12 protein-coding genes are annotated in these 14,082 nt (G+C 71.7%); 9 read left to right on the top strand and 3 right to left on the bottom strand.

What is annotated here, in order from left to right:
* The first annotated feature begins 53 nt into the window (after positions 1–53).
* The 4 genes from ACWCQS_RS16985 (at position 54) to ACWCQS_RS16970 (ending at position 2,714) form a co-directional block, all read left to right on the top strand.
* Positions 54–686: an AIM24 family protein gene (locus ACWCQS_RS16985; protein WP_228623656.1), complete on the top strand. Its 633-nt coding sequence runs from the start codon at positions 54–56 to the stop codon at positions 684–686.
* A gap of 2 nt (positions 687–688) precedes the next feature.
* Positions 689–1,339, top strand: coding sequence for an AIM24 family protein (locus ACWCQS_RS16980; protein WP_451005143.1), 651 nt, complete (start codon positions 689–691; stop codon positions 1,337–1,339).
* Positions 1,336–2,145: an AIM24 family protein gene (locus ACWCQS_RS16975; protein ID WP_451005142.1), complete on the top strand. Its 810-nt coding sequence runs from the start codon at positions 1,336–1,338 to the stop codon at positions 2,143–2,145. The genes ACWCQS_RS16980 and ACWCQS_RS16975 overlap by 4 nt, the downstream gene beginning before the upstream one ends.
* Before the next feature lie 92 nt (positions 2,146–2,237).
* Entirely contained in the window at positions 2,238–2,714 is a 477-nt protein-coding gene (locus ACWCQS_RS16970) for a MarR family winged helix-turn-helix transcriptional regulator (protein ID WP_450981296.1), read from the top strand.
* 107 nt (positions 2,715–2,821) lie between these two features.
* Here the strand turns inward: ACWCQS_RS16970 and ACWCQS_RS16965 are convergent, their stop codons facing one another.
* The 3 genes from ACWCQS_RS16965 to ACWCQS_RS16955 all read right to left on the bottom strand — a co-directional run bounded on the left by ACWCQS_RS16965 (position 2,822) and on the right by ACWCQS_RS16955 (position 6,396).
* Positions 2,822–4,021 carry an MFS transporter gene (locus tag ACWCQS_RS16965; protein WP_451005141.1) on the bottom strand — a complete coding sequence of 400 codons (1,200 nt, stop codon included), beginning with the start codon at positions 4,019–4,021 and terminating at the stop codon, positions 2,822–2,824.
* A 147-nt stretch (positions 4,022–4,168) separates the two neighbouring features.
* The gene (meaB, locus tag ACWCQS_RS16960) at positions 4,169–5,125 is read right to left on the bottom strand and encodes a methylmalonyl Co-A mutase-associated GTPase MeaB (RefSeq protein WP_450981294.1); all 957 of its coding nucleotides are present in this window, start codon (positions 5,123–5,125) and stop codon (positions 4,169–4,171) included.
* Between the two features lie 71 nt (positions 5,126–5,196).
* Positions 5,197–6,396, bottom strand: coding sequence for an acetyl-CoA C-acyltransferase (locus tag ACWCQS_RS16955; RefSeq protein WP_433452591.1), 1,200 nt, complete (start codon positions 6,394–6,396; stop codon positions 5,197–5,199).
* A 149-nt stretch (positions 6,397–6,545) separates the two neighbouring features.
* Between ACWCQS_RS16955 and mce the strand changes: the two genes are divergently transcribed.
* The 5 genes from mce to ACWCQS_RS16930 all read left to right on the top strand — a co-directional run bounded on the left by mce (position 6,546) and on the right by ACWCQS_RS16930 (position 14,006).
* Positions 6,546–6,986, top strand: a complete 441-nt coding sequence (mce, locus tag ACWCQS_RS16950) for a methylmalonyl-CoA epimerase (RefSeq protein WP_388620931.1) — start codon at positions 6,546–6,548, stop codon at positions 6,984–6,986.
* Between the two features lie 206 nt (positions 6,987–7,192).
* The gene (gene scy / locus ACWCQS_RS16945) at positions 7,193–11,074 is read left to right on the top strand and encodes a polarized growth protein Scy (RefSeq protein WP_451005140.1); all 3,882 of its coding nucleotides are present in this window, start codon (positions 7,193–7,195) and stop codon (positions 11,072–11,074) included.
* Positions 11,075–11,256: 182 nt separating this feature from the next.
* Positions 11,257–12,192, top strand: coding sequence for a cellulose-binding protein (locus ACWCQS_RS16940; RefSeq protein WP_451005139.1), 936 nt, complete (start codon positions 11,257–11,259; stop codon positions 12,190–12,192).
* A gap of 84 nt (positions 12,193–12,276) precedes the next feature.
* On the top strand, positions 12,277–13,230 hold the full coding sequence (locus ACWCQS_RS16935; protein ID WP_451005138.1) for an ABC transporter ATP-binding protein: 954 nt from the start codon (positions 12,277–12,279) through the stop codon (positions 13,228–13,230).
* 5 nt (positions 13,231–13,235) lie between these two features.
* Positions 13,236–14,006 carry an ABC transporter permease gene (locus ACWCQS_RS16930; protein ID WP_451005137.1) on the top strand — a complete coding sequence of 257 codons (771 nt, stop codon included), beginning with the start codon at positions 13,236–13,238 and terminating at the stop codon, positions 14,004–14,006.
* Positions 14,007–14,082: the final 76 nt, after the last annotated feature.

Raw genomic sequence — 14,082 nt, 5'->3', positions numbered from 1 at the left:
CCCACGGGCCCTGTTCCGTCCACCCGTGGCGCCGCTACTTTCGCTCCGTGGCGATGTTCCGACTGCAAGGCAGCAAGGTGCTCGCCGTCGACATGACCGGGGACGCCGTGAAGGCGAAGAACGGCTCGATGGTCGCGTACGACGGGCAGATGAGCTTCAAGAAGCTCACCGGTGGGGGCGAGGGACTGCGCGGGATGGTGACCCGGCGGCTCACCGGCGAGCAGATGACGGTGATGGAGGTGAAGGGGCACGGCACGTGCTGGTTCGCGGACCGGGCGACCGAGATCAACCTCGTGAGCCTCCAGGGCGACAAGCTGTACGTGGAGTCGAGCAACCTGCTCGTGACGGACGCGGGCCTGCGCACGGGCACGACGTTCACCGGGCTGCGCGGCGCCTCGCAGGGCAACGGTCTGTTCACCACGACCGTCGAGGGGCACGGGCAGGCGGCGATCATGTCCGACGGGCCGGCGGTCGTGCTCCGGGTCAGCCCGCAGTACCCGCTGATCGTCGACCCGGGTGCCTACATCGCCCACCAGGGCAACGTCCGGCAGTCCTTCCAGTCCGGAGTGACGTTCCGCACGTTCTTCGGGGAGGGCGGCGGCGAGGCCTTCCAGATCCGCTTCGAGGGCGACGGACTGGTGTACGTGCAGCCGAGCGAGCGGAACACGATCGCGGGGGATCTGTAGCCATGGCGTTCCGGGAGATCAACTCGAAGATGGTCGAGGCGACCGTGCTGCCCGGGCAGCGGCTGTTCAGTCAGCGCGGGGCGATGGTCGCCTACAAGGGGGACGTGTCCTTCACGCCGAACATCCAGGGCGGCCAGGGCGGGCTCATGTCCATGATCGGGCGCCGGGTGACGGGCGAGGCGACCCCGCTGATGACGGTCGAGGGCAGCGGCACCGTCTTCTTCGGGCACGGCGGCCACCACGTGCACGTCATCAACCTCTCCGGCGACACCCTGTACGTCGAGGCCGACCGGCTGCTCGCCTTCGAGGGCACCCTGCAGCAGGGCACGATGTTCATGGGCTCGCAGGGCGGGGTGATGGGCCTGGTCCGGGGCCAGGTCACCGGGCAGGGCCTGTTCACCACGACCCTCCAGGGCCAGGGCTCGGTCGCCGTGATGGCGCACGGCGGCGTCTTCGAGATCCCGATCACCCCGCAGCGCCCGGTCCACGTCGACCCACAGGCGTACGTCGCCCACCACGGCGAGGTCCGCAACAGACTGTCCACCGCGCTCGGCTGGCGCGACATGGTGGGCCGCGGCTCCGGCGAGGCCTTCCAGCTGGAGCTGAGCGGCAACGGCACGGTGTACGTCCAGGCGTCGGAGGAGAAGCTGTGAGCGCGTACGGAACTCCGGGCGCCGGGCCGGTGGTGTACGACCCGATGACCCTGCCCGCCGACGACAACGTGAACAAGTACACGTTCTGCGTGGAGCTCAAGAGCGGGCAGTGGTTCCTGCAGAAGGGGAAGATGATCGCCTACTATGGGGCGATCGAGTTCAACGGCATCGGGCACGGCCGACTCGACCGACTTGTCCGTACCTCGTTCCATTCGCCACTGCACGCGAGCGACTGGGTCGTGGCGGCGGGCTCGGGCAAGATGCTGCTCGCCGACCGGGCCTTCGACGTCAATTCCTACGACCTGGACGACGGGAACCTGACCATTCGCGCGGGCAACCTGCTCGCTTTTCAGCCAAGTCTCGCGCTCAAGCAATCGATCGTGCCGGGTTTTCTGACCCTTATCGGAACCGGAAAGTTTGTGGCCGCATCTAACGGTCCGGTGGTGTTCATGGAACCTCCGATCCGGGTCGACCCGCAGGCGCTCGTCGGGTGGGCCGACTGCCCGTCGCCGTGCCATCACTACGACCATGGCTATCTGACGGGTGTACTGGGCGGTCTACGTGCAATGACGGGCCTCGGCGGGGTATCCGGGGAGGAGCACCAGTTCGAGTTCGTGGGCGCCGGGACGGTCCTGTTGCAGTCGACGGAGACCCTCATGGAGGAGACGGCGACGGGTGTCGTTCCGTCCGAACCAGGGGTCCCCGGAGGTGGCGGAGCGGCACCGGGCGGACACGGTCAGCAACCATCGGGGGCACCGCGCCTTCCCGGACAGCTGGGAGACCTCCAGCGCCGCTTCGGGCTGTGAGCGGTAGTCTGCGGAGGGTGACATCGAACGCGTGCGCACTGTCACACCACCCGAAGTAGTTCGCCATTCAACTTCTTAGGTAGACTTCATTCATGGAGACCGAGACGGCCACGCGCTGGCTGACCGATGCGGAGCAGTGCGCCTGGCGCACCCACCTGGAGGTCAACAGGCTGTTGACGTACCAACTGGAGAAGGATCTGCAGCCGTTCGGCCTGACTATGAACGACTACGAGATCCTCGTGAACCTGTCCGAGTCGGACGACGTGCGGATGCGGATGAGCGACCTCGCCTCCGCGACCCTGCAGTCCAAGAGCCGGCTGTCGCACCAGATCACGCGGATGGAGAACGCGAACCTGGTGCGCCGCGAGAACTGCGAGTCCGACCGGCGGGGGCTGTACGCCGTGCTGACCGAGCACGGCATGGAGACGATGAGGAAGGTGGCGCCGTATCACGTCGCCTCCGTGCGGCGCCACTTCATCGATCTGCTGTCGCCGGAGGCGCTGACGGAACTGGACAAGGCACTGAAGCCGATCGCCGATCATTTGCGGGGGCAGCGGGGCCGTCCCTGAGCCTCCTGGGGGAACCGCGCCCCGTCAGGGGCGCGGGGCTGTATCGATGTGCGGCTCCGCCGCGACGGGGGTCCCCCGCTCGAGCGAAGTCGAGAGTGGGGGAGCGATCAGCCGCCGGCGACCGGCACCCCGCGACGGCGATACGCCGCCACGGCGGGCAGCACGGCCACCGCTCCCGCCAGGACGAAACACACCCCCAGCGGCACCCGTCCGATCAGCGCGCCCGTCACCATCGCCCCCGCGGAACTCCCTGCGTTCACCCCGGTGTTGACCCAGGCGCCCGCCTGGGTGCGAGCCCCCTCGGATGCCGTCTCCTCGACCACGAGGTACGCCGTCGTGAGGGTGGGGGCGACGAACGCTCCGGCGAGTCCCATGACCGCGGCGAGGGACCACACGCCGGGCGCCAGGCCCCCCGCCGCGATCACCAGGCCCAGCGCGACGGCGAAGCCGCACAGCCGGACCCGGGCCGGCGCCCGCCACCGCACCGCGCCATTGACCAGGCCGCCCACCGCACTGCCCGCCGAGAGCGCCCCCAGCACCCAGGGCACCACGCCGGTGCCGTACGACCGCTGCGTGGCGAAGGCCATCGCCAGCAGGTCCAGCCCGCTGAGCGCCAGTCCGGCGCCCATGGCCACGGCGACCGGCGCCCGCAGGCCGAAGAGGGTCCCGCGCCTCGTCCCGGGGGCGGCACAACGGGGACCGGGCAGCACGGGGGACGCGACGAAGGCGCAGGTGCCGCCCACGACCAGGAGCGCGCTGAGCAGGATCCCGGACGCCGGGGGTGCGAAGCCCAGCAGCGCGCCGACCAGCACCGGGCCGGACACGTACAGCAGTTCCTCCGCGACCCCGTCCAGGCTGTAGGCGCGGGCCAGCATGCCCGGCTCGGGGGCGAGTTCGGCCCACAGCGCGCGCATCGTCGGCCCCAGCGGAGGCGCGCACGCGCCCGCGAGGGCCGCCGCGGCGGCGATGGCCGGCGGCGGTGCCCCGGGGCGCCAGGTCAGCGCGGCCAGGACGCACAGCAGGGCGCCGTAGAGCACGGACATGGGCAGCAGGGCCCTGCGCGCCCCGTGCCGGTCGATCAAGGATGCTCTGAACGGGCTCAGGAAGACCGTCGCGGCGCCGAACAGGGAGAGCACGGCGCCGGAGACGGCGTAGGAGCCGGTGGCCCGGGTGACGGAGAGCAGCGCGGCCAGGGAGACCGTGCCGTAGGACAAGCGGGCGGCGAGCGCGGAGGCGAAGGTGCGGCGCGCGTGCGGAAGGCGCAGCACGGCGGCGTACGAGGGCCGCACAGGGGCATGCGTGGACATGCTGATGTTCCTCTGGTGGAGGCGGAAGAGGGGACACCGAGGGACGCGAGGGCCTTCTCGTCGGCCTCGCGGTCCGGTGTGCGCTCTACGCCAAGGTGAGGAACATGCCCGTCAACTTACCAGCGCAATCGCGGAGTCGGCGACCCCTCAGCCCTGCGTCAGGCCCGCCACCAGCTCGTCCGCCGCCCGGTACGGGTCCAGCTCGCCCGCGACGATGCGCTCCGCGAGCGCGCTGAGGCGGCGGTCGCCGTGCAGGTCGCCGATGCGTTCGCGCAGGGCCGTGACCGCGATGGTCTCCACCTCGTGGGCGGCACGGGCCTTGCGGCGCTCGGCCAGCACCCCGCGCTCCTCCATCCACGCGCGGTGCTTCTCCAGGGCCTCCACGACCTCGTCGACACCCTCGGCACGGGCCGCGACCGTCTTCACGATCGGCGGGCGCCAGTCGCCGGGGCCGCGGGACTCGCCGAGGCCGAGCATGTGGTTCAGTTCGCGGGCCGTGGCGTCGGCTCCGTCCCGGTCGGCCTTGTTGACGACGTACACGTCGCCGATCTCCAGGATGCCCGCCTTGGCCGCCTGGATGCCGTCGCCCATGCCGGGGGCCAGGAGGACCACGCTGGTGTCCGCCTGGGAGGCGATCTCGACCTCCGACTGACCGACGCCGACCGTCTCCACCAGGATCACGTCACAGCCCGCCGCGTCCAGCACCCGGATCGCCTGCGGAGCCGCCCAGGCCAGGCCGCCCAGGTGCCCTCGCGTGGCCATGGAGCGGATGTAGACCCCCGGGTCCGACGCGTGGTCCGACATGCGGACGCGGTCGCCGAGCAGGGCGCCGCCGGAGAACGGCGAGGACGGGTCGACGGCCAGGACGCCGACCCGCTTGCCCTGCTTGCGGTACGCCGTGACGAGCGCGGAGGTGGAGGTCGACTTGCCGACCCCCGGGGAGCCCGTCAGACCGACCACATAGGCATTGCCGGTCAGCGGGGCCAGGGCCGCCATGACTTCCCTGAGCTGCGGGGACGCCCCCTCCACGAGGGAGATCAGCCGGGCCACGGCCCGCGGCCGGCCTTCCCTGGCCTGGGCCACCAGAGAGGAGACGTCCTGCATCAAACAGCTCCGTTCAGTTCACAGACGTACAGACGCGTACAACGACGTGCGGACGCGCACGACGAGGGTGCTTACGCCTTCGGTACCCGCACGATCAGCGCGTCACCCTGGCCGCCGCCGCCGCACAGCGCGGCCGCGCCGGTGCCGCCGCCGCGCCGCTTCAGCTCCAGCGCGAGGTGCAGCACGAGCCGGGCGCCGGACATGCCGATCGGGTGGCCCAGGGCGATGGCACCGCCGTTGACGTTCACCTTTTCCGTGGACACGCCGAGGTCCTTCATTGACTGCACGGCGACCGCGGCGAAGGCCTCGTTGATCTCGATGAGGTCGAGGTCGGAGACCTCCAGGCCCTCCTTCTTGAGGGCGTGCAGGATGGCGTTGGACGGCTGGGACTGGAGGCTGTTGTCCGGTCCCGCCACGTTGCCGTGCGCGCCGATCTCGGCGAGCCAGCTCAGGCCCAGCTCCTCGGCCTTGGCCTTGCTCATCACGACCACGGCGGCGGCGCCGTCGGAGATCTGCGAGGAGGAGCCGGCGGTGATCGTGCCCTCCTTGCTGAAGGCCGGGCGCAGCTTGCCCAGGGACTCGGCCGTGGTGTCGCCGCGGATGCCCTCGTCCTTGCTGAACAGGACCGGGTCGCCCTTGCGCTGCGGGATCTCCACCGGAGTGATCTCGGCCTCGAACAGGCCGTTCTTCTGCGCGGCGGCGGCCCGCTGGTGGGACAGGGCGGCGATCTCGTCCTGCTCGGCGCGGCCGATGCCGAGGCGGGTGTTGTGCTTCTCCGTGGACTCGCCCATGGCGATGCCCTCGAAGGAGTCGGTCAGGCCGTCGTGGGCCATCGCGTCCAGCATCTGGACCGCGCCGTACTTGAAGCCCTCGCGGGACTTCGGCAGCAGGTGCGGGGCGTTGGTCATGGACTCCTGGCCGCCCGCCACGACGATGTCGAATTCACCCGCGCGGATCAGCTGGTCGGCCAGGGCGATCGCGTCGAGGCCGGAGAGGCAGACCTTGTTGATGGTGAGCGCCGGGACGCTCATCGGGATGCCGGCCTTGACGGCGGCCTGGCGGGCCGGGATCTGGCCGGCACCCGCCTGGAGCACCTGGCCCATGATCACGTACTGCACCTGGTCGCCGCCGATCCCCGCACGGTCGAGGGCGGCCTTGATCGCGAAGCCGCCGAGGTCGGCTCCGGAGAAGGACTTGAGGGAGCCGAGCAGTCGTCCCATGGGCGTGCGCGCGCCCGCGACGATCACCGAGCTGTTCGTTCCAGAAGGCATGAGCTGCGATCCCCTTACCGGCCTGCCCAGGCCGAGGAGTGAACGAGGGTTTACTTCGAATGTACTGATGGCACTCCGTGCCGTCATCGGCCTGTCAGTGTGATCGCTGGCACGTTGCGTAACCACGGGAGTGGCGCTGCACTGAATCCATGCTGACGCGAATCGACCACATCGGGATCGCCTGCCACGACCTCGACGCGACCGTCGAGTTCTACCAGGCCACCTACGGCTTCGAGGTGTTCCACACCGAGGTCAACGAAGAGCAGGGCGTGCGCGAGGCCATGCTCAAGATCAACGAAACCTCGGACGGCGGCGCCTCCTACCTCCAGCTGCTGGAACCGACCCGCGAGGACTCCGCGGTCGGCAAGTGGCTGGCGAAGAACGGGGAGGGCGTCCACCACATCGCCTTCGGCACGGCGGACGTGGACGGGGACGCCGCGGACATCCGCGAGAAGGGCGTGCGCGTCCTGTACGACGAGCCACGGCGCGGCTCCATGGGGTCGCGGATCACCTTCCTGCACCCCAAGGATTGCCACGGCGTGCTCACAGAACTGGTCACTTCGGCCCCTGTTGAGTCCCCTGAGCACTGACCCCCGTACATATGGGCCGGTAGGGTTGGGGGCGGTCGTCCCCGAACGCGGGGGACGGCCGTTCCGGGGTCCGGGTTTCGGGGGACGAGCGTCGGGGCAGCAGCCCGTGCTCCGCCGTTGATCTGACACCATTCCCCGGGGGCCCCGTTCGGCGGATGGACGGAGCTCGCAGGAGAAGCTGACCAGGGGACGGATGGGACCGCGCAGTGCGGGGCTACGAGAGCCAGGAGCGAGAGCCGGCGGCTGACGTCGACCACCTCTCTCGGTTCGAGGCCGAGATGAAGCGGCTGAAGACCGAGCGGGAAAAGGCGATCCAGCACGCCGAGGACCTCGGCTACCAGGTCGAGGTGCTGCGCGCCAAGCTGCACGAGGCGCGCCGCACCCTGATGACCCGGCCCGCCTTCGACGGCGGTGACATCGGCTATCAGGCCGAGCAGTTGCTCCGCAATGCCCAGATGCAGGCCGACCAGCTGCGCCAGGACGCGGAGCGGATGGCCGCCGAGGCGCGCGCGCAGACCCAGCGGATCCTGCAGGAGCACGCCGAGCAGGCCGCCCGGCTGCAGGCGGAGCTGCACCAGGAGGCGGTGACCCGGCGCCAGCAGCTCGATCAGGAGCTGGCCGAGCGCCGCGCCACCGTCGAGTCGCACGTCAACGAGAACGTGGCGTGGGCCGAGCAGCTGCGCGCCCGCACCGAACAGCAGGCCCGCCGCCTGCTCGACGAGTCCCGCGCCGAGGCCGAGCAGGCGCTGGCCGCCGCCCGCGCCGAGGCCGAGCGGCTGACCCGGGAGGCCCGCGAGCGGCTGCAGAGCGACGCCGAGGCGGCCCGCGCGGAGGCCGAGCAGCTGCTGCGCCGCGCCCGCACGGACGCCGAGCGGCTGCTGAACGCGGCGTCCACGCAGGCCCAGGAGGCCACCGACCACGCCGAGCGGCTGCGCACCGACGCGGCCGGCGAGTCGGACACCGCCCGCCGGCAGGCCACCGAGCTGAGCCGGGCCGCCGAGGAGCGGATGGCGGCGGCCGAGGAGGCGCTGCGCAAGGCGCAGGCCGAGGCCGAGAAGCTGCAGACGGAGGCCGAGCAGGCCGCCGCCAAGACCCTCGCGAGCGCCCAGGCGGCGGGCGAGGCGCGCACGCGGACGGCGAAGGAGCAGGTCGCCCGGCTGGTCGAGGAGGCCACCAAGGAGGCCGAGCAGACCAGGACCGAGGCCGAGCAGCTGGTCGCGGACGCCCGTGCCGAGGCCGAGAAGATCATCGCCGAGGCAGCCGAGAAGGCCCGCACGATCACCGCCGAGGAGAGCGCGACCCAGCTGTCCAAGGCCGCCAAGACCGCCGAGGACGTGCTCAACAAGGCGTCCGAGGAGGCCAAGCGGACCACCAAGGCCGCCGCCGAGGAGGCCGAGCGGATCCGCACCGAGGCCGAGGCCGAGGCGGACCGGCTGCGCGCCGAGGCGCACGACATCGCCGAGCAGCTCAAGGGCGCGGCGAAGGACGACACCAAGGAGTACCGCGCCAAGACGGTCGAGCTGCAGGAGGAGGCCCGCCGGCTGCGCGGCGAGGCCGAGCAGCTGCGCGCCGACGCGGTCGCCGAGGGCGAGTCGATCCGCGCGGAGGCCCGCCGGGAGGCGGTCGCGCAGATCGAGGAGGCGGCCAGGTCCGCCGAGGAACTGCTGGCCAAGGCCAAGGCGGACGCCGACGAACTGCGGCAGACCGCGACCACCGACAGCGAGAAGGTCCGCACCGAGGCCATCGAGCGGGCCACCAGCCTGCGCCGGCAGGCCGAGGAGACCCTGGACCGGGCCCGCAAGGAGGCCGAGCGGCTGCGCGCCGAGGCCGACGAGCAGGCCGAGTCGGTCAAGGCGGGCGCCGAGACCGCCGCGCGCGAGCTGCGCGAGGAGACCGAGCGCGCCGTCGAGGCCCGCCGCGCGGAGGCCGCCGGGGAGCTGACCCGGCTGCAGACCGAGACACGGGACCGGCTGGAGTCGGCCGAGCAGGCGCTCACCGAGGCCCGCGAGGAGGCCGCCCGGATCCGCCGCGAGGCCGCCGAGGAGAGCGAGCGCCTGCGCGCGGAGTCGGCGGAACGGATCCGCGCGCTCCAGCAGCAGGCCGAGGCCGAGGCCGACCGACTGCGCAACGAGGCCGCGTCCGACGCGTCCGCCTCGCGCGCCGAGGGCGAGGCCGTCGCCGTACGGCTGCGCTCGGAGGCCGCCGCCGAGGCCGAGCGGCTGAAGGCGGAGGCCCAGGACACGGCCGACCGGGTGCGCGCGGAGGCGCAGGCCGCCGCCGAGCGGCTCGGCACCGAGGCGTCCGAGACGCTGGCCGCCGCCCAGGAGGAGGCCGTCCGGCGCCGCCGCGAGGCCGAGGAGATCCTCGGTTCCGCGCGGGCCGAGGCCGACCAGGAGCGCGAGCGGGCCCGCGAGCAGAGCGAGGAGCTGCTGGCCGTAGCGCGGGGGCGCGTGGAGGAGGCGCAGGCCGAGGCGACGCGGCTGGTCGAGGAGGCCGACCGGCGCGCCACCGAGATGGTGTCCGCCGCCGAGCAGCACGCCCAGCAGGTGCGGGACTCCGTCGCCGGGCTGCACGAGCAGGCGCAGGAGGAGATCACCGGGCTGCGTTCGGCCGCCGAGCACGCGGCGGACCGTACCCGGCGGGAGGCCGAGGAAGAGGCGGACCGGGTCCGCGCCGACGCCTACGCCGAGCGGGAACGGGCGAGCGAGGACGCGAGCCGTGTCCGCCGCGAGGCGAACGAGGAGTCTCAGGCCGCCAAGGCGCTGGCCGAGCGTGCGGTCGCGGAGGCGATGGCGGAGGCCGAGCGGCTGCGCTCGGACGCCGGCGAGTACGCCCAGCGGGCGCGCACCGAGGCCTCGGACGCGCTCGCCGAGGCCGACCAGGCCGCCGCCCGCACCCGGGCGGACGCCCGCGAGGACGCCAACCGCATCCGCTCGGACGCGGCGACCCAGGCGGACACCCTCATCACCGAGGCCCGCAAAGAGGCCGAGCGCCTCCAGAACGAGACGATCGCCGAGGCCGAGCGGCTGCAGACGGAGACCGCCGCCGAGGCCGAGCGGGTGCGTGCGGAGGCCCTGGCGGCCGCCGAGCAGCTCATCGGGGACGCCACCGGCGAGGCCGAACGGCTGCGCGCGGAGGCCGCCGAGACGGTCGGCTCGGCACAGGCCCACGCCGAGCGGGTGCGGGCGGAGTCCGAGCAGCTCAGGGTGGACGCGGAGGAGGCGGCCGAACGGCTCCTCAGCTCCGCCCGCGAGGAGGCCGAGCGGACCCTGGACGAGGCCCGCAAGGAAGCCAACAAACGGCGTTCGGAGGCGGCCGAGCAGGTCGACACGCTCATCACCGAGACCACGTCCGAGGTCGACAAGCTGCTCAGCGAGGCGCAGGAGCAGGCGCTGAAGACCACCGCGGACGCCGAGTCGCAGGCCGACACGATGGTCGGGGCGGCCCGCAGCGAGGCCGAGCGGATCGTCGCCGAGGCGACCGTCGAGGGCAACTCGCTGGTGGAGAAGTCCCGTACGGACGCCGACGAGCTGCTGGTCGGCGCCCGCCGGGACGCGACCGCGATCCGGGAGCGCGCGGAGGAGCTGCGCGACCGCATCACCACCGAGATCGAGGAGCTGCACGAGCGGGCCCGGCGCGAGGCCGCCGAGACCATGAAGTCCACCGGCGACCGCTGCGACGCCCTCATCAAGGCCGCCGAGGAGCAGCTGGCCAAGGCGGAGGCGAAGGCCAAGGAGCTGGTGTCGGACGCCAACTCCGAGGCGGGCAAGGTGCGCATCGCCGCCGTCAAGAAGGCGGAGGCGCTGCTCAAGGAGGCCGAGCAGAAGAAGGCCAGCCTCGTCAAGGAGGCCGAGGAGCTCAAGGCCGAGGCGATCCGCGAGGCCCGGCGCACCGTCGAGGAGGGCAAGCGCGAGCTGGAGATCCTGGTGCGCCGGCGCGAGGACATCAACGCCGAGATCTCCCGGGTCCAGGACGTCCTGGAGGCGCTGGAGTCCTTCGAGGCCCCGTCGGCCGGCAAGGAGGGCTCGGTCAAGGCCGGCGCGACGGTCGGCGCCCCCCGATCGGGTGGCAAGTCGTCAGACGGCTAGTGTGAGCGGTGCGTTCCGGTAACGTCTGGGGGCTTTGCCCGAGTCATTGGCAAGCTGTCCGGCGGCCGGCCACCCAAAAGAGGTGCCATTCTCCAGATCAAAACCGTATCCGCTCGATGACACACCGCTTCGGCCCCTAGGATTCCCCTTATCACCTCACCGGTCTCATTGACAGGAACCCCATGAGCGACACTTCCCCCTACGGCTTCGAGCTTGTGCGGCGTGGGTACGACCGCGCTCAGGTGGACGAACGTATCTCCAAGCTCGTCTCCGACCGTGACAGCGCCCTCGCCCGCATCACCGCCCTGGAGAAGCGCATCGAGGAGCTCCACCTCGAGACGCAGAACGCGCAGGCTCAGGTCACCGACGCCGAACCGTCGTACGCGGGTCTCGGTGCCCGGGTCGAGAAGATCCTGCGCCTGGCCGAGGAAGAGGCCAAGGAACTGCGTGAGGAGGCCCGGCGGGCGGCCGAACAGCACCGCGACCTCGCCGAGTCCGCGGCCCAGCAGGTCCGCAACGACGCCGAGTCCTACGCCGCCGAGCGCAAGGCCAAGGCCGAGGACGAGGGCGTCCGGATCGTCGAGAAGGCGAAGGGCGAGGCCGCCCAGCTGCGTTCCGAGGCCCAGAAGGACGCGCAGTCCAAGCGCGAGGAGGCGGACGCCCTCTTCGAGGAGACCCGCGCCAAGGCCGCACAGGCCGCCGCCGACTTCGAGACGAACCTCGCCAAGCGCCGCGAGCAGTCCGAGCGCGACCTGGCCACGCGCCAGCAGAAGGCCGAGAAGCGGCTGGCGGAGATCGAGCACCGCGCCGAGCAGCTGCGCCTGGAGGCCGAGAAGCTGCGCACCGACGCCGAGCGCCGCGCCCGCCAGACGGTGGAGACCGCCCAGCGCCAGGCCGAGGACATCGTGGCCGACGCCAACGCCAAGGCCGACCGCATCCGCTCGGAATCCGAGCGCGAGCTGGCCGCGCTGACCAACCGCCGCGACTCGATCAACGCCCAGCTGACGAACGTCCGCGAGATGCTGGCGACGCTGACGGGTGCGGCGGTCGCTGCCGCGGGCACGCCTGGGGACGACGAGCCGATCTCCCGCGGGGTGCCGGCGCAGCAGACCCGGTAACCCATCCGCGCGCGGTCGCCGAACGACACGAAGCCCCCTCCCGCTCCGGTGGCAGGGGGCTTTGTCCCGTCTTAGCGTGGCCGCATGATCGAGCTGGAGGGGCTGACCAAGCGGTACGGCGAGAAGGTGGCGGTCGACCATCTCACCTTCGCGGTGCGGCCCGGCATCGTCACCGGCTTCCTCGGGCCCAACGGCGCCGGGAAGTCCACGACCATGCGGATGATCCTCGGGCTCGATCACCCCACCGCCGGTGACGTCCGGATCGACGGCAAGCACTACGCCCAGCTCAAGGACCCGCTGACGTACATCGGCGCGCTGCTGGACGCCAAGGCCGTGCACGGCGGGCGCAGCGCCTACAACCATCTGCTGTGTCTGGCGCAGAGCAACGGGATCCCGACGTCGCGGGTGGCGGAGGTGCTGGACACCGTCGGGCTCACCGCCGTGGCGCGGAAGAAGGCCAAGGGGTTCTCGTACGGCATGGGGCAGCGGCTGGGGATCGCGGCGGCGTTGCTCGGGGATCCGCGGATCCTGATGTTCGACGAGCCGGTCAACGGGCTGGACCCGGAGGGCATCCACTGGATCCGGAACGTGATGAAGTCGCTGGCCGCGCAGGGGCGGACGGTGTTCGTGTCCAGCCATCTGATGAGCGAGATGGCGCTGACCGCCGATCATCTCGTCGTCATCGGGCAGGGGCGGCTGCTGGCGGACACGACCATGACCGCCTTCATCCGGCAGTACGCGCGCAGTTACGTCCGGATCCGCTCTCCGCAGCGCGAGCGGCTGCTCGATGTGCTGCACGAGGACGGGATCACCGTCGTGGAGGCGGGCGGGGGCGCGCTGGAGGTGGCGGGCGGCAAGGCCGAGCGCATCGGTGAGCTGGCGGCGCGGTACGGGATCGTGCTGCACGAGCTGAGCCCCCGGCAGGCCTCGCTGGAGGAGGCGTTCATGCAGCTGACGGCGCAGTCCGTGGAGTACCACGCGCACGCCGGGCCCGGGGACGCCCCGCGGGAGTGGGGCGCCGAGTGGAAGGGGGCCTGACGTCCATGGCAGCCGTGCAGGTCATCCGGTCCGAGTGGACCAAGATCCGGTCGGTGGCATCCACGGTGTGGACGCTGTCGGTGGCCGTGGCGGTCACGATCGCCATCGGGACGCTCATCTCCGCGCTGTCGCGGAGCCAGTTCGACTCAATGCCGGTGCAGGACCGGCTGTCGTTCGATCCGACCTACGTCAGCTTCGCGGGCATGACCCTGGGCCAGCTCGCCATGATCGTGTTCGGTGTGCTGGTCGTCTCCAACGAGTACAGCACCGGCATGATCCGGGTCTCGCTGGCCGCCGTACCGCAGCGCGCCACCTTCCTGTTCGGCAAGATCGCGGTGGCGGGCGCGCTCGCGCTGGTGGTCGGCATGGCCACGAGCTTCGCCGCGTTCCTCCTCGGTCAGGCAATGCTCGGCCCGCACGGGGCGCGGCTCGGCGACCCGGGCGTGCTGCGCGCGGTCGTCGGCGGCGGCCTCTACATGACGCTGATCGCGGTGTTCTCCATGGGCGTGGCCGCGATGCTGCGCTCGCCGATGCTGTCGCTGGGCATCCTGATGCCGTTCTTCTTCCTGATCTCCACCATCCTCGGCAACGTCGACGCGACGAAGAAGGCCGGCCGGTTCCTGCCGGACCAGGCGGGCAGCCGGATCATGCAGGTGGTCCCGAGGGCCGACGACACGCCGTACAGGCCCTGGGGCGGGCTCGGGATCATGGTGCTGTGGGTGATCGCCGCGCTCGCCGGCGGGTATGTCCTCCTCAAGCGCAGGGACGCCCAGTAGAGGTTTCCGCCACGCACCGTAGTGTTCTGGCTTTGCCGTCCCTTGGGCGGAACCGTCAGCGCCTCGATATCCTCCT

The sequence above is a fragment of the Streptomyces sp. NPDC002076 genome (assembly GCF_053593835.1).
This window is presented reverse-complemented; position numbering and strand designations above follow the sequence as displayed.